Annotated in this window: 21 protein-coding genes; 9 read left to right on the forward strand and 12 right to left on the reverse strand. The window is 34.3% G+C overall.

What is annotated here, in order from left to right:
• Window positions 1-40: 40 nt before the first annotated feature.
• Both argS and BN349_RS15515 read right to left on the reverse strand, forming a co-directional pair.
• Window positions 41-1711 (reverse strand): arginine--tRNA ligase, encoded by a 1671-nt coding sequence (gene argS, locus BN349_RS15510; RefSeq protein ID WP_019243248.1) that lies wholly within the window; start codon window positions 1709-1711, stop codon window positions 41-43.
• Window positions 1708-2145, reverse strand: a complete 438-nt coding sequence (locus BN349_RS15515; protein WP_019243249.1) for a DUF1934 domain-containing protein — start codon at window positions 2143-2145, stop codon at window positions 1708-1710. The genes argS and BN349_RS15515 overlap by 4 nt, the downstream gene beginning before the upstream one ends.
• A gap of 719 nt (window positions 2146-2864) precedes the next feature.
• Here BN349_RS15515 and BN349_RS15520 point away from each other — a divergent pair.
• Window positions 2865-4934 (forward strand): transglycosylase domain-containing protein, encoded by a 2070-nt coding sequence (locus BN349_RS15520; RefSeq protein ID WP_019243250.1) that lies wholly within the window; start codon window positions 2865-2867, stop codon window positions 4932-4934.
• A 58-nt stretch (window positions 4935-4992) separates the two neighbouring features.
• Here BN349_RS15520 and BN349_RS15525 read toward each other — a convergent pair whose 3' ends face one another.
• The 4 genes from BN349_RS15525 to BN349_RS15540 all read right to left on the reverse strand — a co-directional run bounded on the left by BN349_RS15525 (window position 4993) and on the right by BN349_RS15540 (window position 7757).
• Complete coding sequence (locus tag BN349_RS15525; RefSeq protein ID WP_019243251.1) at window positions 4993-5214, reverse strand: hypothetical protein; 222 nt, start codon at window positions 5212-5214, stop codon at window positions 4993-4995.
• A gap of 488 nt (window positions 5215-5702) precedes the next feature.
• Window positions 5703-6269, reverse strand: coding sequence for a TIGR00730 family Rossman fold protein (locus BN349_RS15530; protein ID WP_019243252.1), 567 nt, complete (start codon window positions 6267-6269; stop codon window positions 5703-5705).
• A 297-nt stretch (window positions 6270-6566) separates the two neighbouring features.
• Window positions 6567-7070: a YwhD family protein gene (locus BN349_RS15535; RefSeq protein WP_019243253.1), complete on the reverse strand. Its 504-nt coding sequence runs from the start codon at window positions 7068-7070 to the stop codon at window positions 6567-6569.
• 21 nt (window positions 7071-7091) lie between these two features.
• A complete protein-coding gene (locus BN349_RS15540) occupies window positions 7092-7757 on the reverse strand; it encodes a site-2 protease family protein (RefSeq protein WP_019243254.1) in 666 nt (221 codons plus the stop codon).
• 190 nt (window positions 7758-7947) lie between these two features.
• Between BN349_RS15540 and BN349_RS15545 the strand changes: the two genes are divergently transcribed.
• Window positions 7948-8163 carry a 2-hydroxymuconate tautomerase gene (locus BN349_RS15545; RefSeq protein ID WP_332306682.1) on the forward strand — a complete coding sequence of 72 codons (216 nt, stop codon included), beginning with the start codon at window positions 7948-7950 and terminating at the stop codon, window positions 8161-8163.
• A 69-nt stretch (window positions 8164-8232) separates the two neighbouring features.
• Here BN349_RS15545 and BN349_RS15550 read toward each other — a convergent pair whose 3' ends face one another.
• The 3 genes from BN349_RS15550 to BN349_RS15560 all read right to left on the reverse strand — a co-directional run bounded on the left by BN349_RS15550 (window position 8233) and on the right by BN349_RS15560 (window position 10605).
• Window positions 8233-8742 (reverse strand): YwgA family protein, encoded by a 510-nt coding sequence (locus BN349_RS15550; RefSeq protein ID WP_019243256.1) that lies wholly within the window; start codon window positions 8740-8742, stop codon window positions 8233-8235.
• Between the two features lie 70 nt (window positions 8743-8812).
• The gene (locus BN349_RS15555) at window positions 8813-10114 is read right to left on the reverse strand and encodes an HD domain-containing protein (RefSeq protein WP_019243257.1); all 1302 of its coding nucleotides are present in this window, start codon (window positions 10112-10114) and stop codon (window positions 8813-8815) included.
• Window positions 10115-10383: 269 nt separating this feature from the next.
• Window positions 10384-10605 (reverse strand): DUF1450 domain-containing protein, encoded by a 222-nt coding sequence (locus BN349_RS15560; RefSeq protein WP_019243258.1) that lies wholly within the window; start codon window positions 10603-10605, stop codon window positions 10384-10386.
• A gap of 385 nt (window positions 10606-10990) precedes the next feature.
• On the opposite strand from BN349_RS15560, the gene BN349_RS15565 reads away from it, so the two are divergent.
• Window positions 10991-11752 (forward strand): RsfA family transcriptional regulator, encoded by a 762-nt coding sequence (locus tag BN349_RS15565; RefSeq protein ID WP_019243259.1) that lies wholly within the window; start codon window positions 10991-10993, stop codon window positions 11750-11752.
• Window positions 11753-12194: 442 nt separating this feature from the next.
• Here the strand turns inward: BN349_RS15565 and BN349_RS15570 are convergent, their stop codons facing one another.
• Window positions 12195-14549, reverse strand: a complete 2355-nt coding sequence (locus BN349_RS15570) for a glycoside hydrolase family 65 protein (protein WP_019243260.1) — start codon at window positions 14547-14549, stop codon at window positions 12195-12197.
• A 236-nt stretch (window positions 14550-14785) separates the two neighbouring features.
• Between BN349_RS15570 and BN349_RS15575 the strand changes: the two genes are divergently transcribed.
• The gene (locus BN349_RS15575) at window positions 14786-15556 is read left to right on the forward strand and encodes a DUF1189 family protein (RefSeq protein ID WP_019243261.1); all 771 of its coding nucleotides are present in this window, start codon (window positions 14786-14788) and stop codon (window positions 15554-15556) included.
• A 119-nt stretch (window positions 15557-15675) separates the two neighbouring features.
• Here BN349_RS15575 and BN349_RS15580 read toward each other — a convergent pair whose 3' ends face one another.
• Window positions 15676-16707, reverse strand: a complete 1032-nt coding sequence (locus BN349_RS15580) for a LacI family DNA-binding transcriptional regulator (RefSeq protein WP_019243262.1) — start codon at window positions 16705-16707, stop codon at window positions 15676-15678.
• Window positions 16708-17020: 313 nt separating this feature from the next.
• Here BN349_RS15580 and BN349_RS15585 point away from each other — a divergent pair, with 313 nt between their 5' ends.
• The 5 genes from BN349_RS15585 to BN349_RS15605 all read left to right on the forward strand — a co-directional run bounded on the left by BN349_RS15585 (window position 17021) and on the right by BN349_RS15605 (window position 23663).
• Entirely contained in the window at window positions 17021-18310 is a 1290-nt protein-coding gene (locus BN349_RS15585; protein ID WP_019243263.1) for an ABC transporter substrate-binding protein, read from the forward strand.
• A gap of 205 nt (window positions 18311-18515) precedes the next feature.
• The gene (locus BN349_RS15590; RefSeq protein ID WP_081591258.1) at window positions 18516-19364 is read left to right on the forward strand and encodes a carbohydrate ABC transporter permease; all 849 of its coding nucleotides are present in this window, start codon (window positions 18516-18518) and stop codon (window positions 19362-19364) included.
• A 13-nt stretch (window positions 19365-19377) separates the two neighbouring features.
• Window positions 19378-20202 carry a carbohydrate ABC transporter permease gene (locus tag BN349_RS15595; RefSeq protein ID WP_019243265.1) on the forward strand — a complete coding sequence of 275 codons (825 nt, stop codon included), beginning with the start codon at window positions 19378-19380 and terminating at the stop codon, window positions 20200-20202.
• Between the two features lie 344 nt (window positions 20203-20546).
• Window positions 20547-21212 carry a beta-phosphoglucomutase gene (gene pgmB / locus BN349_RS15600; RefSeq protein WP_019243266.1) on the forward strand — a complete coding sequence of 222 codons (666 nt, stop codon included), beginning with the start codon at window positions 20547-20549 and terminating at the stop codon, window positions 21210-21212.
• A gap of 180 nt (window positions 21213-21392) precedes the next feature.
• Complete coding sequence (locus tag BN349_RS15605; protein WP_019243267.1) at window positions 21393-23663, forward strand: glycoside hydrolase family 65 protein; 2271 nt, start codon at window positions 21393-21395, stop codon at window positions 23661-23663.
• A gap of 216 nt (window positions 23664-23879) precedes the next feature.
• On the opposite strand, the gene BN349_RS15610 is transcribed toward BN349_RS15605, so the two are convergent.
• On the reverse strand, window positions 23880-26789 hold the full coding sequence (locus BN349_RS15610) for an EAL domain-containing protein (protein WP_019243268.1): 2910 nt from the start codon (window positions 26787-26789) through the stop codon (window positions 23880-23882).
• Between the last annotated feature and the right edge of the window lie 135 nt (window positions 26790-26924).

Consider the following 26924-nt stretch of genomic DNA (forward strand, 5'->3'; position numbering starts at 1 on the left):
AATGCATTCTTTAAGGTTAGTCTCTTTATTTCATTAACTATTACATTTTTTCTGGGGCAGAAACACCTATTAAAGCTAATGCATTACGCAGTGTAATCCCAACGGCTTCAATAAGAGCTAATCTTGCTTTTGAGCGCTCCATTTGTTCTTGATCTAATACTTTTTCCGCATTATAGAAACTATGGAAAGTAGACGCTAAATCAAAAATATAATTTGTAATTCGATGTGGTAAACGTTTTTCAGCAGCTTCTGCTATTGCTTGAGGGAAATCCCCTAATTTCTTCAATACTTCAAATTCTTTTTCAGATGAAATTTGAGAAAGATCAAATTTACCATCTTGCTCTATTCCTAGTTCCTTGCCTTGACGAAGGATACTGCAAATACGAGCATGAGCATATTGTGCATAATATACAGGGTTTTCATTAGATTGTGAAACAGCTAAATCTAAATCAAAATCCATATGAGTATCCGCACTTCTCATTGCAAAGAAATAACGAGTCGCATCTAGACCTACTTCTTCCACTAGATCACGCATTGTTACGGCTTTACCTGTACGTTTACTCATTTTCATTTTTTCACCATTTTTATATAGGTGAACTAATTGAATAATTTCTACCTCAAGTTGTTCTTGATTGTATCCAAGAGCTTCAATTGCTGCTTTCATACGAGGAATATATCCGTGATGGTCTGCTCCCCAAATATTAATTAGCTTTTCAAAGCCACGTTCTAATTTATTTCGATGATAAGCGATATCCGGTAATAGGTATGTGTAAGATCCGTCTTGTTTAATTAATACACGATCTTTATCGTCGCCAAGCTCTGTTGAACGGAACCAAGTTGCTCCATCTTGATCAAAAATATGACCATTCTTTTTTAACACATCTAATGCTGAATCAATTTGACCATCTTGGTATAAAGATGTCTCGGAGAACCAAACATCAAATTTCACACGGAACTGCTCTAGATCTTCTTTAAGTTTTCCCATTTCATATTTCAATCCATATTCACGGAAAAAGTCAAAACGAGCTTTTTCATCTTCGTGAACGAAGCGATCTCCAAAATCAGCAGCTAGTTTTTGTCCAATTTCGATAATATCTTGACCGTGATATCCATCTTCTGGCATAGCAGCATCTTTTCCAAGAGCTTGGAAATAACGCGCTTCAACAGAATATGCTAAATTATTGATCTGGTTTCCAGCATCATTAATATAATATTCTCTAGATACATCATAGCCAGCTTTATCTAGAATGTTACATAAAGAATCACCCACTGCTGCTCCACGAGCATGGCCTAAATGTAAATTTCCTGTAGGATTAGCTGATACAAATTCTACTTGAATTTTTTCTCCATTACCTACAGTACTTTCACCATATTTATCACCAGCATTTAAGATGGTTGGGATTAAATCTGTCATGTATTGATTGTTTAAATAGAAATTAATAAAACCTGGACCTGCAATTTCAATTTTTTCAATAGATGTATTCTCTTTTGAAAAATTAGCGATGATAGCTTCAGCAATCATGCGTGGTGCTTTTTTTGCCACTCTAGCAAGTTGCATAGCCATATTTGTAGAGTAGTCACCATGTGTCTTATCTTTTGGTGTTTCTAATATTACGTTTGGAATTTCTTCTTTTGTAGCAAGTTCAGCTTTAACAACAGCATTAATGATTTCTTGTTTAAGCTTTTCTTGCATTTGCTCAACTATATTCATTTATTTGCTTCCTCCTTGTAAGTAATTTGCATTTCATATTTTCCAACATCATTTCCATGCATGTTCAAATCATATACGAGAACCATCTTGCCCTCTTTATCAAGTTCATTCCATGTTTGATCCATTTTTTTCGTAAGTGTTAACATTTGCATTGTTCCATATGGACTTTCATAAGTACCTGTTGTCATCAAATCTTTCTTAAAACGTTGCCTCATTTTAATCGGACCACTTCTCATAATAAACACTTCATCAGGTGACCATTTTAATATAGTATGAACATTTTGCATATCTTGCTGAACTTCATCATAGCGTAGATAAATTGTATCTTTTTTATGTTGTAAAGTTCCAAATGTCACAAGTTCGTACACCTCTGTGTCCTGTCCATTTGAAATGATTGTATTTAATTGAATGGTTACTTCCTTCGTTACTGACATACTTTTAACACCCTTCTCGATGCTCTAAAAGGCTATATTTCATGCTAATGTATTTAATAATACTATTTATTAAACGTAGCTACAATGATAAGAACGCACAAGAACCAGTAATTGTAGAATAACGTCTAAAAACGAATCTTTCACCAAGAAATCTTGCAAGCATGCAAATTTGCTAGGCTTTTATACTAATAATAGTTTAGCTTCCTCTTATAGCTCTTCTATCTCCATAAATAACCTCTAACTTTCATAAGTATAAAGATTCTTGATTTAAGTTTCAACTATACAGAAATAGCACAAGATGAGATGACTTTCCATATCAAAAGTATCTAAATACTCCTCATCAGATGTCATCATTCCCTCCTGTTCTCCTCCATAACCATCCATTTATGACTTCAAAACAAAAGGCTGTCTTCTTTAATATTGTTATTTTTAAATAAGTTCGGTGAATAGATTTAGTTATCAAAAGCTTGAATGGAGTGTAAAGTGCGATACTCTAGCAAGAGTCTCTCCGCACGCAGAAAGCGAGCATCCTGGAGTGACATACGACTCAACCTATATTCACTACTTGTTCATAGGCAACAAAACAAAGTATCCGTAAAAAACCAAACAAAATGAGAAAGAACATTATGAGACTATTTTTTTCATCTTCATTAAAAATGTTTAAAAAAGGAAGTTTTTTTTCATACTAATAAGAAAAGCGTTAAGTGAAGGTGAGAATTTTGGAAATGATAACAGGGCAAAGATTTCGTAAAACCCCAAAAATAGTAAGAGCAGCGATAATCCTGTTATTTTTAAGTTTATCCCTCTTACTCTTCCTTTATTTTGGCGTACTTATATATGCCAAAATACTAGGAGCACCTCAATTAGCAGTGCCACAATCCTCCATTTTCTACAGCAGTAATGGCACTGTAATAGGAGAAACAAATACAGGTCAAAAAAGATATTGGGTTAACCTTAAGGATATATCTCCTGAAATGATTCACGCCGTATTAGCAGTTGAGGATCGTAGTTTTTATGAGCATAATGGATTCGATTATAAGCGAATTGCCGGTGCTGTACTTGCAGATATAAAAGCAAGAGCTAAAGTTCAAGGTGCAAGCACCATCTCTCAGCAATATGCTAGAAACTTATTTTTAACACATGAAAAATCATGGAATCGTAAGCTTAATGAAGCATTATATACGAAAAGAATTGAAATGAACTATTCCAAGGATGAAATTTTAGAAGGCTATTTAAATACGATTTATTTTGGTCATGGCACATACGGCGTTCAAGCAGCTAGTCAATATTACTTTGGTAAGAATGCTAATCAACTAACCTTAGCAGAAGCGTCTCTTTTAGCTGGAATTCCGAAAGGACCTTCGCTTTACTCACCTTTTCATTCTTTAGAAAAAGCTAAGCAACGTCAAAATGTCGTACTCTCATCTATGAAAAATGCGGGCTATATTAAGGAAAAACAACTGAAAAAAATTATGAATGAGACCATTACTTTAAATGGTCAACATGAGCATAAAGAAAGTATTGCTCCTTACTATTTCAGCGCTGTAAAACAGGCATTAAAAGATCAATTACATTTGGATGAAAAGACGATCGCACTTGGAGGATTGCGAGTTTACACTTCCCTCGATATGAAGACGCAGGAAGCAGCAGAACATGCTTTCAGCAATCAATTAACAGATGACTCAGATTTACAAGGGGCACTAGTTGCCATGAATCCCAAAAACGGTGAAGTAAAAGCTCTAATTGGTGGAAAAAATTATGAGGAGAGCTCTTTTAATCGTGCTACTCAAGCTGTTCGCCAACCTGGTTCTACGATTAAGCCAATCTTATATTACTCTGCTTTAGAAAATGGATTTACACCAGCAACCATGCTAAAAAGTGAGGAAACTACTTTCTCTTTTGATAATGATCGAGCAGCTTATACTCCTCACAATTTCAATTCTGTCTATGCAAATAAAAAGATTACTTTAGCTCAAGCTATTGCCTTATCTGATAATGTATACGCTGTTAAGACACATTTATTTTTAGGTGAAAAACAATTAGCAAAAACAGCTACTAAATTTGGTATTCAAAGTAAAATCGAAGCCATCCCCTCCTCCGCTCTGGGTACTTCTGGTGTAAAAGTAATTGAGATGGTAAATGCCTATAGTAGACTCGCTAACGGAGGAACAGCAGTTGAGCCTGTCTTTATCAAGAAAGTAGAAAATCATAAAGGAGAAGTTATTTATCAGGCACCAAAATACAAAGAAAAAATCCTAGATTATAACAATACCTTCGTCATGACAAGTATGCTAACTGGCGTATTTAATCAACAATTAAATGGGTATTCTACGGTTACTGGTTCAACACTTATTCCTAAACTGTCTCGACAATATGCGGGCAAATCTGGAACGACTAAAACGGACAGCTGGATGATTGGCTATACACCTCAACTAGTCGCAGGAGTTTGGACTGGATATGACCAATCTCAATTAATGGATCGACCTACGGAAAGAGTATTTGCAAAAAATATTTGGGCTGATTTCATGGAAAACAGCTTAAAAAAATCAACATTTAAACAGTTTAAACCAAAAGGTAAGCAGCTCATTGGAGTCAAAATAAATCCTGAAAATGGGAAAATTGCAACGAAAAACTGTCCAGTTGCGGTTTTAACCTATTTTACAAAAGGGACTGAACCAACTGAGCATTGCACGGCGCATTTGGATGAAAATGGAAAACCTTCTGAAAATAATAATACGGATAAAAAAGAAAAACCTTGGTACAAAAAAATCATACCTTTTTGGGGATGATTTTTACACAAAACCTAAAAGCAAACGGACTGTCGAAGATCTATTTTGACAGTCCGTCTTATTTTACACCATAGCCTTCCTTCGAGTGAGTCGCTACAATAACATATTTCTTTTTGTCATGAACAAGGGATAATAAAATACTCATAATATTTTCTTCTATTTCTTTATCAAGGTTTCCAGTTGGTTCATCCGCAATTGTTATATCCGTAATTTTTTCTGTATCCACAGTCGCTAGCCCTTGATAGGCGGCTATCAATTCTTGCCCTTGAAGTATATACACGCCTCCATCAGTGCGACAGTTTGGTTCGAATGGACACTTGAATATTAAAAATAATATATTCCAACGATAAAAGTGAATGTAACGAATAAAGAATACAAGAGAATAACGATACCGATTTTAATATTCACTCATCGCATAAGAAATAACCTTTGCCTCGAATCGTTTGTAGCAAATCTTTTTTTAAACTCTTTTTAATTTCTCCTAAATCTAGTCATAACATAACTCTTTTAAAGCCAAGTCTCTATTAATGAGAAATAAGCAATAAATGCTCTCTATACATCAATCGCTCATGATTTTTCTTGTCTCACCTGTGACTGGAGTTTGCAATCGAACAGCCTTTCTCATAGAGGTCTTGCTTACTTTGCTCATTTCAAAAATCAATAGCTATTGAACATTGTTCTAAAACGATAAAGGTGGAATTCAACTATCATGCTTTGAATTCCACCTTTTTCATTTTATATAACATGCTATCATTTCCTTACATGCACTCACGAATATGTCTTTATCGGAGGTGCCTGGTAGGAAGAAAATGCATCTATTAAAGCTTTAGGATGTTCATAAACTAACAACATCGATTTATACTTTTCTTGTAAAAATTGTTCAGTGACCATATGATCAAATAAAGCTAGCAGAGGTTTATAATAATCAGCAATATTTAAAATGCCACATGGTTTGTTATGTAAACCAATTTGAGCCCATGTAAAGATTTCGAAAAACTCATCTAATGTGCCTGGACCACCTGGTAAAACAATAAATCCATCAACTAAATCAGCCATTTTAGCTTTTCTCTCATGCATAGATTCAACTACGATTAACTCCGTAAGATTTGGATGAGAAATTTCTCTTTCGTGTAATAAATGTGGCATAACCCCTATAACAGAACCGCCTTCTGCTAATACGGTATCTGCTACTATTCCCATAATACCAATACTTGAGCCACCGTATACTAAGGTAATATTACGTTTGGCTAACTCTTTACCAAGAAGAACAGCTCCTTGTTGATACTCTGGAGATGCCCCCATACTCGATCCACAAAAAACAGCAATAGCTTTCATAACAATTCCCCCTGTCATGAATAATTATATACGAAAATCAGCTCTTCTTTTGTGAAATAATGCTATAGAATTGTAAATGATTCTTATGAATCTTTTACAATCTAATCCATTAATATGTTTTTTCCAAACAAAAAAGCCTATTTATCGAAAACTTACTTTTCTAATAAATAGGCTTTTTTTGTGTCCTAGCTTTATAGCGTTCCACGCTGATTCTAAGTTTACCATTTTTATTCAAAACAACAAGTAGTAAAATAAAAATTTCCTATTTTTCAATTTTTAGACAAAAACAAAAGATCCTTAAGCAAGCTGATTTTTCAACTCTTCGCTAGAGCGCTCCCACATTCCTGCATCATGGTTTTGTAAAAATTCTTTTAATACATGCTTTGAAGCAGCATCCATATGTCCTGTTAACATTCTTCTTTTCATCGCTTTGTCTAGATTATTCACATGCTCTGGAAGAGACTTATATCCTCTACGAATACTGCGGTCAACGGTCATTTCACATGCCGTTACTCCCGCATAATAAGGGCCTTCTTCACCGCGTTCAACAGCTACCCAAACCAGCCAATAAGGTTTTCCGTTAGGAACTTCTTCTTTATTTTTTAGAAACTTAATTCCTTTTTCAACAGCACTTCGAGCATGTAAAGCACCAATTTCAATGGAAGCTGCTTTAGCCTCTACATCAATTATAATTGGAGAAATGTTCTCCAGACTTAAAGAACCCGCTCCAAAACCTTTATGTCCATCCGTAGGATCATTTTTAATAATATTAAATTGCACTTTTTTCTTCTGATTATCCATATTTTCCTCCTTCTAAGTTACTTAAAAGAATATTTTATAAAAAAACTCCCCTAAGCCATTCTTGATTGCTGGAATTACAGTATTAAATATAGGATCAATTGTATAATAATCTAATGGAGTAACAATTAAGATTAAAAAGATTAACACACCATATTGTTCATATTGTGTCATTTTCGCTCGAACATTTACTGGTACCAAATCTTCAATAATCCGATATCCATCCAATGGTGGAATGGGTAATAAGTTAAAAACAAATAGTAAGATGTTCAAATTAATTAATATGGTCAAAAACATTCTCACATAAATAAAAGCCTCAGCCGTACTCCCGGAAGCTTCAATACTGAAGTAAATGAAATACCCGATAATCGCAATCAGCAAATTACTTACTGGTCCCGCTAGTGACACAAGAACCCCTGCTAATCGTGGATTTTTAAAATGATATCTGTTAACTGGTACTGGTCTAGCCCAACCAAACCCAGCAATAAGTATAAGAATCGTTCCAAGCGGATCAATATGCTCCATTGGATTTAATGTCAATCTTCCTTGATCTTTAGCAGTAGGATCACCAAATTTATAAGCAACAAATGCATGAGCAAACTCATGTACTGTAAATGCTATTAACAAGACGACAATCACATAAGGTAGCTGCTCTAGAGGAAAAGCTAATATCCTATTTAAGAAATCCATATTTCACACTCCATTATATTCGTATTCATTAGTATAACGTATATTATAAAAAAATTTAACTTATAAAAATAAAGCGTTACCACTGCTTATGTGATTCACAGATTTCTGTGCTGTATCCATTTCCTTGTAACTATTATTTCCAGTTTGAAAAGCTAGTCTTGATTTTCATTTGATATTATGAAAAACTACAATCAGAAAGTATGAAAGGAGTCATCATAGTATGCCATATATTACTGTAAAAATGTTAGAGGGACGCACTGAAGAGCAAAAGAAAGCTTTAGTAGAAAAAGTAACAGAAGCTGTTTCAGAAACAGCTGGTGCTCCGAAAGAAAACATTGTTGTATTTATTGAAGAAATGCAAAAAAATCATTATGCAGTTGCAGGGAAACGTTTAAGCGATCAATAAGATTACATAAAACCCCTTGCAACTTGAATTTTTTTAATTTTATATTAAGTCGAAAAAAGCTAAGCTCCTTTAATGAGACTTAGCTTTTTTCATAAGTTGATCGATATATGTATACGCTTCATCGATTTCATCTTCTGTATATTTTTGTTTACTTTTTAAAGTATTAATTTTTTCAATAACTTCTATTTTAGGTAAAGAATCAAAATATAAAACAGTCGATACCAGTTCTAAAAACCGTGCGTTCTGCTCATTCATGTTGATTAAACATTCCTTCAAAGCTGGAATTTCTAAGTCAAATAACTGTAAAAAATCCTCGCCTGCAGCTGAAATGGAATAACAATATTGTTGGTAACCATTCTTTTTTTCTTTTACTTCATTCAAATATCCCATTTCACAAAGTTCTTCAACTCGTAAAGTTAATTCTTCTGAATAAGGACCATAAAAATGGAACTGATATTTCTCTTGAAACGGAAAAGAGATTTTTTTAGCTATATAAATGATTTTTTGCAATTTTTTTCTTCCAGCTATTTCTCCTACTGCAGAGATGGCATGAATAATTCTAGCATGATCTTTTAACACTACTGTTCCTCCTTAATTACTATGTACATGCTCTAACTTTAAGGTATTAGTAGCCCATCTATAGTGAACGCTAATCAATTCCTAAAATCGCTCGTATTTGTTTTTTGATATTACGTTTCGATGATTCGTCCTTTAAAAAGTCCTCTGGAAAATATAATTTATGATCTGTTCTTCTCTTACCTGTGATGGCAACAACAATTTCCGATTCTCGGGATAGTTCTTTAATCTCTCCGTTATTTTTTAACAGGTGAATCGGTAGTCTTTCTTCTTCTTCACCTGGGCGATAAAAATCATATGGTAAATCCGATGAAGAATCGACTACTAAATAATAGTTCGGATCGATTCCTGCTTTTTTAAATAATGTTGTTAATTCAATAACTTTATTCATTTCATTCGAAGGATGAAATTCGGTATACTGAAATAATTTACGATTCACAAAACGTCTACATAAATCTTGTAAAATAAAATCTTTTTCATTTTCCCATTCTTGAAAATAATACATCATTACGTTCTCATCAAGTTTTAAATATTCTTCTATTGAAACATTTCCTTTAAAAAGAGAAAGAAAATGAATCGGTTTTTGGATAAATTGATATCCGTTTTCATGAAGTTCTTTTGCTCGATGAAGAATTTTTGTCAAAATTACTTCTGCACTTCTCGTCACAGGATGAAAGTATACTTGCCAATACATCTGATAACGACTCATAATATAGTCCTCAACAGCATGCATACCACTGCTTTTAAAAACGACTTGATCCTCACACGGTCTCATAACTCGGAGTAGTCTTTCCATATCGAAATGCCCATAGCTTACACCCGTATAATACGCATCTCTCTGCAAATAATCCATTCGATCTGCATCTATTTGACTCGATATAAGACTTACAACTAGTTTATTCTCGTATGTTTTGGCAATAACCTCAGCTACTTTTTTAGGAAAGGTCTGATCGACACGCTTTAAAATATCATTAACCTGAGTATCTCCTAATATAATCTGTCTCGTAAAATTTTCATGATCTAAATTAAAGACCTTTTCAAAGGAGTGCGAGAAGGGACCATGGCCCAAATCATGTAATAGCGCAGCACAAAGCGATAATAAGCGTTCCTGCTCATTCCATTGAGAACGGCCAATAAAGACATTATCAGCTATTCTGCGGACGATTTCATATACACCAAGCGAATGATTAAAACGACTATGTTCTGCTCCATGAAAAGTTAAAAATGTCGTCCCTAATTGCTTTATTCTTCTTAATCTTTGGAATTCTCTTGTTCCAATCAAATCCCATATCACTCTATCTTGCACATGCACGTATCGATGGACAGGGTCTTTGAAAACTTTCTCCTCACTTAATTTCTCATTAGAATATCCCATAGATTTACCTCAACTTTTCATTATGGCGTGCTTATAAGTTAGTGTAACATTTATACGGCAGTGAAAAATTAAAAATCACATTAAAGTACTAATTTTTACACATCCTAAAATACAGATATGCTATTACAATAACACTACTTTACTTCTTCATTTACAATAAAATAAGGCTACCCTATGTCGTAAGTTCGTAACGATCAAAAGGCAGCCTATATATGATACTTTATGCTTATTTATAAGGCTAAATCCTTATAAAGTAATGTGAATTACAGTTATTTTAACTTTGCTTGTACTTTTTCAATTAGCTCATCTTCAGAAGGAGCTGCTACTGGACGACTATTTACAAAAGCGAAGGATTTCTTTCTCCCAGGCCCACAATACGATTGACAAGCGATATCGATTGATGCGTCAGGGTCCAGTTGTTTTAACTTAGGCACAAGTGTTTTTATGTTGGTTGCTTGACATTCGTCGCACACTTTAAATTCGTTAGCCATTCGCGGTAACCATCCCTTCAACGTAATAAATCTAATGGGTATTTTACTCTTTCTTTCTTAGAAAGTCAAAATGTAACCGTTTTTAGTCTGTCCTAAATACTCATTTTTATGTAAGCTAGGGCCCTTTATGTAAGTACCTTTTTCTTAAAAGCTTAATAATGAATTTTCTTAACATCTGGCTTAGCCATCCACGCTTCTCTCAAAATCTCACGATTCCTTCTCTTTTACTTTATTTTTTATGTATTATCATTACTGCCATTTCTTCCAATCTAGCTTTTTATTTTTTTGTGTATAAAAACAATTGAAATTGACCAAAATATGTACTACTCACATTACCTTTTTTAGGAAAATAAAAAGTTAGATAGAAATAGAAAGGAAGTTAAAAATGAAAGTTAGACAAGATGCATGGACAGAAGAAGATGATTTATTATTAGCTGAGACTGTTTTACGTCATGTTCGTGAGGGCAGTACGCAATTAAATGCGTTTGAAGAAGTAGGCGATAAACTTAATCGTACATCTGCTGCTTGTGGATTTAGATGGAATGCCGTCGTTCGTCACAACTATGAAAAAGCATTACAGCTAGCAAAGAAACAAAGAAAACAGCGTCATCGTTTACTTGGCAAAGAACAAGGTGGCAAGAAAAAACTATTATATACTCCACCAACACCAACTATCGTAGAAGTTGGATTGTTACCTGAACCTCAAGAATTCCTAACTTCAGATATCCAAGATGATTTTACAGAATCAACAGCTCTTTCAAGCTACGAAGATATAGGAAACATCACTACACCATCTAAACTGAGTGTACCAACATCAATCGCATCCATTGATGATGTTATAACATTTTTACAATCTATGAATACACAAAGCTTACAGAGCGAAGTATTAAAAACGGAAAACGAGAGATTAAAAGCGGAGATTCGAGATAAAAAGAATGAAATATATCGTATCCAAAAAAGAAATGATGAATTAGAATCTCAAATTGCAAATCTTGAAGAAAACTCCGAAACCATTCAAGAGGATTATGAAACAATTATGAAAATCATGAACCGCGCTCGTAAGCTAGTATTATTAGAGGAAGAAACGCCTCACAACACTAAGTTTAAAATGGATCGCAATGGGAATTTAGAAAAAGTTGCAGAATAACCACATTTCTCCAATGTGAATGTAAATTCTTTTGAAGATTGCTTTAATCCGTTTATTGTTATAAAAAAATTAACAGCAAAGTAGACCAATGCCTAAAAAAGAATTCGTTAGAATGAGGATAGGCAACACCTTTCTTGTAACATAGCTAAAACGCCCTTTAGTATGCACTAATGGGCGTTTTTTAATAATTTTATAATAGAAATACTGTCTTGCACCAGTACCTTTGCCAGTGTTCCTCCATGAAAAACATCATCGAGTATCTTGTCAAAGTTATGACTAGTGATAACTTTGACAGTTCGAGATCATTAGTCAATCCGTTCAGAAGGTCGATGAGCAGCCTTCTAACCAGCTCGTCTTATGCCGGTCAGAGGCCTACAGCTACAGCGTTTCCATAAGACGTTAGACGATGTCCTCTACATGCAAAGCGCTACCGCTGTTCTAATTAAAGTTCTATTACAACTTGATCTTTAACTGTGTATTCTTTGTCACCACATGTAAATGTGATTTCATCATTATTGTTTGTTACTTTCTTAACAGTTAATGTTCGCTTAGTAACAGTAACTTCTAGGCGATCACCTTGCCAAAAGATTGGGAAAGTTAATGCATTCCATTTTTCTGGTAATGCAGGTACAATGCGAAGCTTACCGTTCAGCATTCTCACTCCACCGAAGCCATTAACAACACATTGCCAAATACCACCTAATGAAGCAGCGTGAATCCCGTGATCACTTGTCTTCATGTTTGGTCCTAAGTCAATTGCGCATGCTTGGTTGAATAGTTTATATGCCATTTCTTTATCACCCATATCTGAAGCTAATACACAGTGTGTAGATAAGCTTAAAGATGAGTCATGAAGTGTTTTTGGCTCATAGTACTCCCAGTTTGCTTTCTTCACATCTTGGCTAAATAAATCTTCAAGTAAGTAGAACAGAACCATAATATCTGCTTGTTTAGATACTTGGATTTCATTTACTTGTGTTAAGTTGTAATCTTTGAACATTGAACCAACGTTTTCTTGGTTTTTGTACTTTGTTAAGTCGATGATTTGTTTAGAAAGGTACGTATCATCTTGTCCGATTACTAAATCTTCTTGACGTGGTTGTGGTAAGTAGATTTTATCTACTTTTGCAACCCATTTTTCGTAAGTTGCATCAAGATCTAACTTCTCGTTTAGACGTGCAAAGATTTCTGGCTTATCTGCCTTCAACATGTTGTAGTAAGCCATTGCATTTTTGATTGTCCAATGAGCTGTATAGTTCGTAAACGCATTGTTGTTTACATGTTCTTTATATTCATCTGGTCCGATTACATTGTTGATGTGGAATTCTTGTTTCTCCTCGTTCCACTCTAAACGAGATTGCCAGAATTTCGCTGTATCAAGAAGTAATTCATAGCCGTATTTCTCCATGAAATCTTCGTCCCCAGTGATTTGGTAGTATTGCCATGTCGCAAATGCGATATCAGAAGTGATATGTTGCTCAATGAAACCTGACCAAATTTTTGTAGCTTCACCCGTAATGATATCGGCAGCACCCCATACAGGTGTTACTTCTCCATCTTCAAGCCATGCAGATTCCCAAGGGAACATAGCACCTTCGTAGCCATTTTCCTTCGCTTTTTTATGCGCACCCGGAAGTGTTAAATAACGGTATTCTAATAGACTACGAGCTACTTTTGGATGACTATAAATGAAGTATGGAAGAACGAATAATTCTGTATCCCAGAACGTGTGTCCTTTATATCCTTCGCCCGATAATCCTTTTGCACCAACGTTCATACGGTTATCATGCGCTGGTGTAAATACTGTTAAGTGATACTGAGCGAAACGAATTGCTAATTGATCAAAGCTTTCTCCACTTTCAATTGTGATTGGGCATGCGCTCCATACTTGCTCCTCCCAAGCTTGTTTATGAGCAACGAATAATGTATTGTATCCCGCTTTTAACACGCCTTCTAAATGCTCTTTAGAGAATGCTTTTAAGCCTTCTAATCCAGCTAATTCAACGTCTTTATCACGGCTTGTAAATACATTTGTTAATTTTTCAATAACAAGTGTTTCACCTTTTGCTACTGAAATGTTGTTGTAAGCATAGTAGATTTTACGACGTTCCATTAAAATTAATCCGTCTACTTCTACAGCTGCATTGTTTTTTTCAAACTGATGAGCTGTATTGAAAACAAAGTCGATATTGCTTTCAGTAGTTGTTTGAATTAATTGCATGATTTTTTTATCAAATAAGCGTTTTTCGCCTTCTTTAAAATGTTGAACACCACTGTTTGACACTTGTGCATTAATACCAGAAGTGATTGAGATTTCAGCATCTTGGTCAACTGGCGTAATTTCTACACGTTGAGCAATCACATGCTTGTCTTCTAAAGAAATGAAACGACGGAAAGTTAATTCATAAGTACGATTTTCATTAGAAGTCCATACTACTTTTCTTGTTAATTCAGCTTCTTTAACGTTTAAAGAACGTTCATAAGATACAATTGTACCTTGCTCAAGATTGAAAGCTTGGCCATCAAGAGTAAAGTCCATCCATAATACATCAGCAGCATTTGGAAGTTCTGTCACTTCATTGTCTGCGAATTTGTTAAACGTTCCAGCAACAAATAAGTTACGAGTTTCTCCCATGTTTTTTTCTTCAGCAGCTGCACGCTGACCCATATATCCATTTCCTAAGCAAAAAATAGCTTCAGCTTTACCTACTAATTTGGGATTATATGCAGATTCTGTTACAACCCAATTCTCATAAGCTCCAGTACCACGGTTGTATTGCATGATTGAATTAGACATTATAAAATCGTCCTTTCCTACGAATAATAAATATAATTTTCTATTGCGATACGTATCATTTTCTAAATTTTTCTTGTGAGCAGCGATTTGTAAAGCGCTTTCTTAACTCAACACCATTCTATCCGAAACGTTTCGGATATACAAGTTATTTTTTATAATTTTTTTCAAAAATACTATGTTATAATCAGCTTGAAATAACAAAAACGTTTCGGAAATTTCAGAAATTAGGTGGTAAAATGAATTTAATAGATCAATTTATAGCAAGCATTGGATTCTCCGCTAAAAAAGTCGCTTCCTGGAGAAGTCAAAGTGTCTGGAAATCATTTTTTTACGTTCTGATTCTTGTATTGCTTTCAAATGCTGTCATTTCAGGATACGCTCTTTTCAAAGGGGCTCAAAACACATTATACGAACAAGTGAAATTGATAGATGACTTTACTATCACAAAAAATGGTTTACAAAAAGCAGGTAAACCACAGGTTATTTCTTTACCTCAAATAGAAACTATGATTATCGTTGGAAGCACTGAATCCTCTCAGCTTCCGATGCATGGAATGAAAAATATTATTGCTTTAGGAGAAACAGAATGGAGTTATGGTAGAGCAGGCTTTCCAGGAGCAAAGTTTGATTATAAGTCCTTCCCTTTACTAGCTAACGAAACTGATGGAGTATTCGATAAACAGGATAGTGTCAAATTAGCAAAAAGCTTTTCTCCACAGCTAAACTACTTTGCACCACTATATCAATATGTCAATATAATGATTGATTTAATCGTCCATTTAGTGATTATTAGCATGCTTGCATTGGCTGGTTATGGTTTTAAAAAATTCGTTAAAATTTCTTATAAAGAAGCTTGGACAATTACAGCTTATGGGATTAGTGCTCCGATATTCGTAAAAACAGTATTTGATTTAATGGGCTTTGAAATTAGCTTCTTCTTTTTACTTTATTGGTCCGTGGTTGGATTTTTCGCACTTCGTACCATCCGATCCATTCAGCATACTTAATTAAGAAAAATGTAAATGCCTTGCAAGTAGAGAACATGTAACAAGATTATATTCTGTCAAAACAAAAAAGAGTGGAAGTTTACATAGTTCAACTAAAATACGTAAACTTCCACTCTTTTTTAATTATTCGATTCTGATAAAATAGGGGCAGCTGTCGAATCCCTTAATGTTAATTGATTATCAAGTTCAACAACTCGATCGGTTTCCTTGTCTTCAATAAAAGAAACCATCATATTAGCTGCTCTTCTCCCCATTTCATATGGATTTTGACTAACTGTAGTAAGACTTGGTGTAACATACTCTGATAATAAAATATTATCAAAACCAATAACAGATAGCTGTTGTGGAATCGAAATATTTAATTCTCTTGCTGCCTTCATGACCCCTAATGCCATTACATCACTGGCACAAAATATGGCTGTAATTTCTGGATATGCTAGAATTAAAGAAATCGCACATTGCTTTGCCTTATCTTCATCAAATTCTCCATTACCAACATACTCCTCACGAAATGGTAAATTACATTCGTCTAAGGCTTTTTTATATCCTTTCAATCGCTCGATACTTACATGAGCAGTATCATGTCCATTAATAAAAGCAATATGTTTATGTCCGAGTCGATATAAATACTTGGTTGCTTGTTTAGAACTTTCTTGCTGATTCGTTGTTACGTAACCTGTATTGTGAGCATTAGTCGGAATATCTATAAGAACGCATGGTTTACTACTCTTTTGCGCTTCTTGCACATAAGGATCATCTGTTTTCAAACCTTGAATAATAATACCATCTAAATTTCGTTCATTACATAATTGCTGATACGTTTTATTTCTTTGCTTCGATGTAGTAGTTGTTAAGACAACTAGTTCATACTCTAAATTTTGCAAGTAATCCATGGCACCACATAATGTTTCAAACAGAAAATTATCTTTTATACCAGATCTTTTTAAATCTGTAATAAGAAATCCAACTGTCTTACTATTTTTCATTACCAAACTTCGCGCAAGCATATTAGGTGTATACCCAAGCTTTTCAGCCGCTACCTGGATTTTCTTTCTTGTGTTCTCATTTACATCTAGATGACCGTTCAACGCTCTCGACACAGTAGTAGTAGAAAATCCTGTTGCTTTTGAAATATCTTTGATTGTTGCCAAAAATCGCTCCTCCTCTCTTTCCTACTAATCCATTTGGTTTACTATAATAACATTTTATATCATACGTTATCCTTACCTAACAATAGATTTAATATTTCCATTATTTTTATTATAAGCGTTTACAAACTTTTTTCAAAAAAGTAATTGAAATCCGAAACGTTTTGGATATAATAAAAGTGTACCCGATGAAAACGGTTTCTAAATACAAAAAAAATACTGCTTTAATAAGGTTTTATTCTGTAAATTCAGTATTTATGAACACTTAAACGTTTTCATAAGGTAAGAGTATGACAACATGAGGAGGATATTCAGCATGAAAAAGTTCATCAAACCTGCAGTTGCAGTTATGACTTCTGCAATGTTGCTTGCTACTGCTGCTTGCGGATCTGACGACAGCAAAGACAAAGCAACTGGTGGAGACAAAGAAAAGGCTCAAACAATTACAGTTGGTTCTTGGAAAGGCACTGAAGCAGAAGCTGCTACTTACGATAAGTTATTAGAAGCATTCACAGAAAAAACTGGAATTAAAGTAGAAAAACGTATTTACAACGATTATGCTACTCAATTACAAACAGATTTAATCGGTGGAACAGCACCAGATGTATTCTATGTGGACGTATCTGAAGCTCCAGCACTTATCGAACAAGGTGTTCTTGAGCCACTTGATTCATATATCGAAAAAACAGATGACTTCAATGTAGATGATTTCTATAAACCAGCTTACGAAGGTTTTACTGGTACTGACGGAAAGCAATATGGTGTTCCAAAAGATAACTCTACTTTAGGAGTATACTATAACGAAAACTTATTTAAAGAAGCTGGCGTTGACCCAGCAACAATTCCAACAGAAGCTACTGAATGGCCAGCATTCTTAAAAGATTTACAATCTAAGCTTCCTAAAGGAAAACAAGCCTTCGTTTCAACAGCAGAACTTACTCGTCATATGCAAGTATTGCAAGCGAACGGAACAAATATCGTAGATAAAGATGGTTATGCAGTTCTATCTAAAGACGATCAATTACAATATCTACAAATGTATGTAGATGCTTTCAAAAATGATAAAACAATCAACACAGCAAAAGATTTAGGACAAGGTAACTCTGGAGATTCATTCGGTGTTGAAGCTGCTGCAATCATGATAGAAGGTAACTGGAGCATTGCAAACTTACAACAAAACTTCCCAGAAGTGAAGTTCGGAACGATGGAACACCCAACAATCGGTGGTAAAAATTCTTCAATGATGTTCACAGTTTCTTACTCAATGAACGCTCAATCCGAAAAGAAAGATGCTGCTTGGGAATTCATTAACTATGTAACTGGTCCAGAAGGAATGAAAACATGGGCTGAAGGCGCTGGCGTTATCCCTAGCCGTGCATCTGTAACTGAAGCAATGAACCTTCAAGACAACAAATTAATGGCTCCATTCATCGCTGCTGCTGATTACGCAACAACATGGCAAAACGGACCAACTTTACCAATTATCATGCGTGAATTCAATAACATGTTACCAGCTGCTATTAAAGGCGAAATGACTTTAAAAGATGCTATGAAAAAAGCAGAAACAACTGCTAACAAAGATATCAAAACACAAATTAAAAACTAATCGAATGATACATTAGTGTCGAACATCGATCTTTTTAAAATATGTATTGAGCTAGAAGGCGCCTACTAAGGAAAATCCTTAGCAGGTGCCTTTTACCAGTACATGGAAGGAGCGAATCATATTGGCTACAGAAACAACGTCTACAATTCAAGAGAAAAAGAAATCAATCAAAAAACGACGTGAAGCCTTAACGGGTTATGGTTTTATGCTACCAGCACTAATCATCATGATTGTCTTCACACTTGTCCCGATTTTCTACGCACTCTTCCTTTCTTTCACAAAAGTAAATTTAATTGGTGAAATGAGCTTTGATTGGGTAGGTTTAAAAAACTACGCAAATGCAATTAATGATGAACGAGTATGGATCGCATTTAAAAATACTCTTCGTTATGTAATTATTGTAGTGCCTTTGCAGACAGCAATTGCCCTATTAATTGCATCTGTACTGAACTCAGGAATCAAATTTCAAAATACATTCCGTACAATCTTCTTTTTACCAACATTAACATCTAGTTCAGCGCTTACAATGATCTTTATGTTCTTGTTTAGCTTAAATGGTCCATTTAATAGCATTTTAGTTCAAATGGGATTCATTGACGCACCAATTAACTTCATTAACGAAACAGAATTTGCTTTAAATACGATTATGGCTATGAATATTTGGTCAACAGTACCATTCTTCATGACAATCTATTTAGCTGGATTACAAGACATACCTCATTCCTTATATGAAGCAGCTGATATTGATGGCGCAAATGCTTGGCAAAAGCTTATCAAAATCACTGTTCCAAACTTAACACCTGTTACAAATTATGTATTACTAATGGGTATTATTGGATGTTTCCAATTATTTGACCAAGCTTATATCATCTCCGGTGGTAGTGGGGGACCAAACAACGCAACATTAACTTTCTCACTGATTATTTATCAGTATGCATTTAAGACAATGGGTACAATGGGATACTCAGCAGCTCTAGCTGTACTATTAACGATCATCATCTTCGCAGTATCTATGATTGCTAAAAGAGTAAACCGTGAAGAGTCGCATTATTAAGGAGTGAACAATTATGAAAAAGTTTAAATGGTCAAGGGCCATCCTGTATGCCATTCTCATCATATACGCTCTTGTAACGCTCTATCCGTTTCTCTGGGCAGTGATGGCATCTTTCAAACCGTATAAAGAAATTGTTGCTGGTGGATTAAACATTCTACCTCAAGATGGAACTTTAGATAATTTTAAATATATCTTCACGAAGGATCCACTTTTCGTGAAATGGATTGTCAACTCGTTCATCATCGCGGGTATTGGAACAATCGTAAACATTGTCATTAATACAATGTCTGGTTACGCATTAGCTCGCTTACGCTTTCCTGGGCGAAACTATGTATTTATCTTAATTCTTGCAGTTATGATGGTACCTGCTCAAATTTTATTAATACCAAACTATTTAATCATGAAATCTCTTGGATTACTTGATTCATATAGTGCTCTTATCTTGCCAGGTGCGATTAACTTCGCCTACATCTTCATGATGCGTCAATTCTTTATCAACTTCCCAAAAGAAGTAGAAGAAGCTGCTCAAGTAGATGGGTTAAGTCGTTTCCAAACATTTTTCAAAATCGTATTTCCAATGGCTCGTCCTTCGATTGCAACACAAGGTGTATTCGTATTTTTAGGATTCTGGAATGAATTCTTAAAGCCATTATTGTATATCTCTTCACCAGAGAAGTATACTTTAACGCTTGGTTTACAATCATTCCAAAGCCAAAACTTAACACAATGGAATTATATAATGGCGGCATCCGTCGTATCGATTATTCCAATCATCATATTATATATCATGTTAAATAAATACTTTATGCAAGGCTTCCGCATAGGTGGAGACAAATAGAAAAGCGAAAAGTGATCGTTCAGCTTCGTATGGACTGGAGACCACCGACTGAGATAAAGGAAACATGAAGAGCGGAGCGATTCGATGTTGACTTATCGAAAAGAGGCTGGCGAAGTCCACTAGAAGCTGGCCACTTGTAGCTAGACAAATAGAAAAGCGAAAAGTGACCGGTCAGCTTCGTATGGACTAGTGACCATCGACATTATGAGACATAAGCTCCTTCCTCTAGCAGATTTCTCTTTTGATCTCTAGAAGGAGCTTATCGCCTCAAAAAAGCTAAACAGATCTATTTAGCTTTTTACCAAACGAAATAAATATTAATTTTTAGAAAGTAGGAACATCCTTTGAAAACTTTAGAAGCAGTTATTTTCGACTTAGACGGTGTTATTACTGACACAGCGGAATATCATTTCCTTGCTTGGCAAAAGCTTGGTGAAGATTTAAATATACCATTTGACCGCGAGTTCAACGAAACGCTAAAAGGCGTTAGTCGTACAGAATCACTAGAACGCATTCTAGCCCTAGGAAACAAGCAAAATGATTTCACAGCTGAAGAAAAAGAAGCTTTAGCAACAAAGAAAAACGATCATTATGTTGAATTAATCGCTAATATAACAGCAAATGATTTGCTTCCTGGTATTGAAAGCTTTTTAAAGGAATTAAAAGCAGCAGGAATTAAAACCGGAATGGCTTCAGCATCTAAAAACGCATTCAAAGTAACTAATGGGCTAGGTGTTCAAGATTTATTCGATCACATTGTTGATGCAGCTACAGTTGCTCAATCTAAACCTCACCCAGAAGTATTTTTAAAAGCAGCTGAAGCTCTTGGTGTAGATCCAGCAAACTGTATTGGAGTTGAGGATGCTCATGCAGGAGTAGAAGCTATCAATGCTGCGAACATGCTTGCAGTTGGAGTTGGCGAAGCTTCTATATTAAATAACGCAGATCATGTGGTATCGTCTACGGATCAATTGACATTAGCTCTTATGAAAGAACTTTTCCATAAATAAAGCTTTACAAATCTAGGAGCCGAATCTAGATAATAGTATTTTAAATTCATAAATTACAAGAAAAACCACAAAGGCTTGGTAAAAAGATTTCCCCTACACTTTACGGAGTGGTATAAGGAAGAATTCTTTTGAAGAGCCTTTTATCATAACGATACTCAACAATTTAGGAGGATTTCCCCTATGACTTGGACATTAACATCCAATAAATTATCTCAAAAAGATTTACTACAAGATGAAAGTTTATTTTTCCTTGGTAACGGTTATTTAGGTATTCGTGGTAACTTTGAAGAAGGCTACCAAAAAGGATTTACAAGTATTAGAGGAACCTATATCAATGCTTTTCATGATGTAACTGAAGTAACATACGGCGAAAAACTATACGGCTTTCCTGAAACTCAGCAAAAACTTGTCAACATTATCGATGCACAAGATTTAGTTATTTATTTCGGTGAAGAACGTTTCTCTTTATTTGACGGAAACGTTCTAGCCTATGAACGTAATCTTCATATGGATAAAGGCTATAGTGAGAGAATCATTCATTGGAAATCTCCAAATGGGCATGAAATTAAACTACATTTCAAACGTCTTGTTTCTTTTATTGCACGTGAGTTATTTGCAATTCAAGTATCGATTGAGCCTGTTAATTATTTTGGAAAAGTGAAAATCATTTCTACCGTAAATGGAGATGTTGAAAACTTTACTGACCCTAATGATCCACGCGTTGCTTCAGGTCATGCTAAACGTTTAAAGGTTGTAATGACTAAAGAAGATAACAATGTGAGTATTGTGATGAACGAAACTTATGTATCGAAATTACAGACAGTATGTACATCTAAACATACTATAAATACTACACATTCTGTTTCACATAACGTATACAATGAAAGCGTACAATCTCAATATACATTTGAACTATCTCAGCCTGTAACCTTTACAAAGTGGAATGCCTATACAGACACCCTTCGTCATGGTGATCAACTTGTTGAAAAAGCTACTCTTGCGTTACAATCATACCCAGATTTTGAAAAAGCTCTAGAAGCTCAGGCTGACTATTTAGCAAACTTCTGGAAATATGCTGATATTACAATTGGTGGCGATTCAGAACTACAGGAAGGAATTCGCTTTAACCTATATCACTTATTACAATCGACAGGTCGCGATTCTCACTCTAATATAGCGGCTAAAGGTTTATCAGGAGAAGGATATGAAGGGCATTATTTCTGGGATACAGAAATTTATATGATTCCTGTATTTTTAATGACTAAACCTGAATTAGCAAAAGACTTATTAATCTATCGTTATCATATTTTAGATGGTGCACGTGAAAATGCAAAAATATTAGGTCATAAACAAGGAGCACTTTTCCCTTGGCGTACTATTTCTGGCACAGAATGCTCCGCATTTTTCCCAGCAGGTACAGCTCAATACCATATAAGTGCTGATATTGCTTATAGTAATATCCAATACTATTTAGTAACAAAAGATCTAACATATATGTCTGAGTACGGAGCTGAGATATTATTCGAGACGGCAAGATTATGGATGGATGCAGGAAACTTCCATAATAATCAGTTTGTTATTAATGATGTAACCGGTCCAGACGAGTATACATGTATTGTAAATAATAACTATTATACAAACGTAATGGCTAAGCATAACTTAAAATGGGCTGCTAAAATTTATCAATTATTACTAGAAAACAACCCTACAGCCTTAAACAAACTTTCTGAGAAGATTACATTGTCTTCGGAGGAAATAGCAGGTTGGCAAAAAGCCGCTGAGCTTATGTTCTTACCATACGATGCAGAACTTGATGTAAATCCACAAGATGATAGCTTTTTCCAAAAAGAGATTTGGGATTTTGAAAACACACCAAAGGAGAAACATCCTCTATTACTTCATTATCACCCTCTTACTCTTTACCGCTATCAGGTTTGTAAACAAGCTGATACTGTATTAGGTCATTTCTTACTAGAGGATGAACAAGCTTTTAGTACAATTAAAAATTCTTATGATTACTATGAGAAAATAACAACACACGATTCTTCGCTTTCACATTGCGTGTTTAGTATTATGGCTTCAAAAGTTGGATATAAAGACAAAGCATATCAATACTTTATCGAAACAGCACGTCTTGATCTAGATAATACACATGGCAATACTAAAGATGGACTACACATGGCAAATATGGGTGGTACTTGGATGGCAATTGTCTATGGATTTGCAGGTTTACGTGTAAAAGAGTCAGGTTTAGAGCTAGCACCTTCTCTTCCAAAACAGTGGACAAATTATCAATTTGCCATCACATATCAAAACCGACAAATTTCAGTTACAGTAACTGATTGTAATGTATCACTTCAATTACTTGAAGGTGCGGCTTTACAGATAAAAGTTTTTGATCAAACAGTTGAATTACAACCAACTAACAAGATTGATTTAGCTATACAATAATCAAAAAAAATCCCTATCAGTAGAATCTTACTGATGGGGTTTTTTTTGCTGTTTTCTAAAAGATTGTTGTTTTTAAATTCGTTCAGTGAAATAAAAGGTCAATTGGAGCTTATGGCGTGAGACCCGTGCAGGAGCAAAGGGATAGGTGAACCTCCTAGAGCGAAATTCCACTCAACCTAAATTCACTTGCCTGTTTATAGAAAACAGCCTTTTTATTTAATCTATTTTCTTATTAAAAACCAATTGTTCATATTCCTTAATCGTCATTGGCTTAGCAAATAAATACCCTTGGGCTAAATCACAGCCAATCATACATAAAAACTCTTCTTGCTTAGTCGTTTCAACCCCTTCCGCTACCACTCTAATATCTAAGTGATGAGCCATCGCAACTACATCCGCAACTAAGATTTCTTCTCTCTCAGTAGTCTTCTCACAATTTAAAAAGGATTTATCTAACTTCAGAACATCAACAGGTAATACTTTTAATAAGTTGAGTGATGAAAAACCTGTTCCGAAATCATCCATAGAGATGAGGAAGCCCTCTTTCTTAAGTTCTTTCATAATTTCAATTAGCAAGTCTATATTATCGATAAAAGTAGTCTCAGTTAATTCAAATTCAATCAAAGAAGGTGGTATACCATATTTTTTTACAATTTCTATTAAACGATTTGTAAAATCTTTTCTGTTTAAGTGAACGCGAGAAATATTAACAGAAATCGGTAAAGGCTCATAGCCTAAATCAAGCCATTCTTTTATTTTCTGACATACTTTTTCTAAAACATAAAAATCCAAATGAATAATAAAATTATTTCTTTCAAAAATAGGGATAAAGTCCATAGGAGACAAAATTCCCTCTACACGATGATTCCACCTCACTAAAGCCTCAGCACCAACGATTCGATGTAGAGCTAGATCATATTTAGGTTGTAAATAGACAAGAAACTCTTCATTCGCAAGAGCCGATTCCATACTCTCTTCAATTAATTTTTCTTTCAAAATTTGATTGTGCATATCAGGCGTATAGTATGCAAAGGCATTTTCTCTGTCTACTTTAAGAGCTCTTCTTGCTGCATTTGCCTTATCCATCATAAGTATAGTGTCCGTTTCATTTTCCTTAATTAAATAAATACCGCATCTCATGAAAAGCTTATAAGGCTTTGATTGCTCTTCACCAAAAGATTTTATTTGAGTAAAAATTTCCTGTAATCTACTTGATAATGTGTCAGGATCTCTCTCCTTCATAAGCGCTACAAAATAATCTGCAGATACCCTACAAAAGAGTTCCTCTTCTCTTATTTGATCTGTAAGACATTTAGAAACAAAAATTAAAGCTTCATTTCCTTCTTTAAAGCCATATGTATCATTAATATTTTTAAATTTTTCTATATCCATATATAAAATGGTATAGTCTTTAGGATTATTCTTCTCAAACAACGCTAATGAGTCTAATCTAAATTTCTCTAAATTTCTTACCCCCGTCAATCCATCAGTATAGGCAATCTCTTTAAGCTGCCTTTCCATCCGGATTTTAGCAAGTAAAATAAATAATATAATTAAAACGAATAATAAAGTAATACCTGTAAATATATAAACACTATATTTTTTTATAATAATCTGCCACGGAGTCCTATATGCTTCCTCGATAGTATTAGAAAAAATACTTACATCAATCTGTTTATCGGTAATATTGGCTATTGATTTATTCAATATAGAAAGCACTCTAGAATCGACTTGATCAGCTATACCAATTCTCATAGAAAGAACAACATCAGTTATTCCTAAAATAGTGTATGCATCATCATTCGAGCTTCGAGCAATTTTATCAAACATATAGATATTAACAATAGTTGCATCCACTTCCCCTTTATCCAAAGCCCTCACACAATCATTTATCGTATTGTATATAACAATATTTGCTCCATCGTAGTTTTTCTCGATATTTTGAATACTAGACATATAGCTCCTAGGCAGCGCTAATGTAATGTTCTTATCATCAAAGTTTGACCCAACCTTCCCCATTTTAACTACAGGAATATCAATAATACTATCTGTTTTTAGTAAGGGTTTAGTTCCGCTAATCTCTGTATATCCAACAATTAGGTCGGCCTTTCCTTGTTCGATATAATCAACACTTTCTTGATAATCACTTGTTCTTATATATTCAAATTCTAGTCCACTGTAGTCAGAAATTAATTGAAATATATCCGCATTAATTCCTTTAAACTTTTCTGTCTCATCATCATAATAAGCGACTGGTGAATAATCTGGATCATATACAACCTTAAGCTTAGGATGTGATTTTACAAACTGGTTTTCTTCTTTAGTAAGAGCAACTTTACTTGTCTGATATTGATAATAACGATCGTACAACTTTGATCCAAAGTAAACATCTTGTAATCGGATTCTTTTTAACGCTTTATTCAATTCCTGTAATAATGATTGCTTCTCTTTTGTAACAGCTATATAAGTGGGGGCGACCGAAAATTTTCCAATGATTTTCACGTTATCTAGTTTATTTATTGTACCAGAAATGATAGCATCTACCTTATGTTCTTTAAGTGCTCTTAGAAGATCTTCGGTATCGTTATAATCGCTATAATTTACAGTGAAATTATTTTCCTCAGCATATTTTTCAAACGCAGTGTTAAAATAATTATTTGGAATCCTTCCGACCTTCATTCCATTAAATTTTTCGAAATTATTATAAAACAACTTATTATTCGACTCATCTACAAATAATGCTCCATATTCATATCCAAAAGCGTATTGTGGAAATGCGTACTCTTTCCCTCTTTCATTCGTATATTGCAATGGTCCAAAGAAATCTAACTCGCCATTCGCTAATTTCTCTAGCCCTTGTTCTAAAGTGACTGGTACAAATTTGTACTTCCAACCAGTATATTTTGCAATTTCTAATAAATAATCATAGATATAGCCTCCGGTTGGCTCCTCATTGTATTTTTGAATAACACTATCCTTTTCTATATAGCCAACTTTCACCACTTTTTTATCTTCCTTAGCTAACGGATTCAAAGGATATGTCATCGATAAAATACAAACGAATATACATAATAATAAGTAGTATTTTTTATTTTTTATGATACTTATAAACGGTTTTGAATTCATAAAAAGTCCCCTATAACAACAAAAAGATATGGTAATATATGTTTTTCGAAAAAATTACAAACCTCTTCATAAATAGATTATCAAATATTTTTATGAAATCATTATATAAATAATAATTTTTTTAAATTTTTAGAT

It is taken from the genome of Bacillus sp. AP8 (assembly GCF_000321185.1).
Lineage (GTDB): Bacteria > Bacillota > Bacilli > Bacillales > DSM-1321 > Bacillus_AD > Bacillus_AD massilioanorexius.

What these genes read in the sequence shown, in the direction of transcription:
- BN349_RS15540 (WP_019243254.1), bottom strand. Translation starts at nt 7,757, where the DNA reads ATGGATTTCTTAAATAGGATATTAGCTTTTCCTCTAGAGCAGCTACCT.
- BN349_RS15535 (WP_019243253.1), bottom strand. Translation starts at nt 7,070, where the DNA reads ATGGATAATCAGAAGAAAAAAGTGCAATTTAATATTATTAAAAATGAT.
- BN349_RS15555 (WP_019243257.1), bottom strand. Translation starts at nt 10,114, where the DNA reads ATGGGATATTCTAATGAGAAATTAAGTGAGGAGAAAGTTTTCAAAGAC.
- BN349_RS15605 (WP_019243267.1), top strand. Translation starts at nt 21,393, where the DNA reads ATGACTTGGACATTAACATCCAATAAATTATCTCAAAAAGATTTACTA.
- BN349_RS15530 (WP_019243252.1), bottom strand. Translation starts at nt 6,269, where the DNA reads ATGAAAGCTATTGCTGTTTTTTGTGGATCGAGTATGGGGGCATCTCCA.
- BN349_RS15560 (WP_019243258.1), bottom strand. Translation starts at nt 10,605, where the DNA reads ATGGCTAACGAATTTAAAGTGTGCGACGAATGTCAAGCAACCAACATA.
- BN349_RS15590 (WP_081591258.1), top strand. Translation starts at nt 18,516, where the DNA reads ATGCTACCAGCACTAATCATCATGATTGTCTTCACACTTGTCCCGATT.
- BN349_RS15595 (WP_019243265.1), top strand. Translation starts at nt 19,378, where the DNA reads ATGAAAAAGTTTAAATGGTCAAGGGCCATCCTGTATGCCATTCTCATC.
- argS (WP_019243248.1), bottom strand. Translation starts at nt 1,711, where the DNA reads ATGAATATAGTTGAGCAAATGCAAGAAAAGCTTAAACAAGAAATCATT.
- BN349_RS15575 (WP_019243261.1), top strand. Translation starts at nt 14,786, where the DNA reads ATGAATTTAATAGATCAATTTATAGCAAGCATTGGATTCTCCGCTAAA.
- BN349_RS15585 (WP_019243263.1), top strand. Translation starts at nt 17,021, where the DNA reads ATGAAAAAGTTCATCAAACCTGCAGTTGCAGTTATGACTTCTGCAATG.
- BN349_RS15515 (WP_019243249.1), bottom strand. Translation starts at nt 2,145, where the DNA reads ATGTCAGTAACGAAGGAAGTAACCATTCAATTAAATACAATCATTTCA.
- BN349_RS15565 (WP_019243259.1), top strand. Translation starts at nt 10,991, where the DNA reads ATGAAAGTTAGACAAGATGCATGGACAGAAGAAGATGATTTATTATTA.
- BN349_RS15570 (WP_019243260.1), bottom strand. Translation starts at nt 14,549, where the DNA reads ATGTCTAATTCAATCATGCAATACAACCGTGGTACTGGAGCTTATGAG.
- BN349_RS15610 (WP_019243268.1), bottom strand. Translation starts at nt 26,789, where the DNA reads ATGAATTCAAAACCGTTTATAAGTATCATAAAAAATAAAAAATACTAC.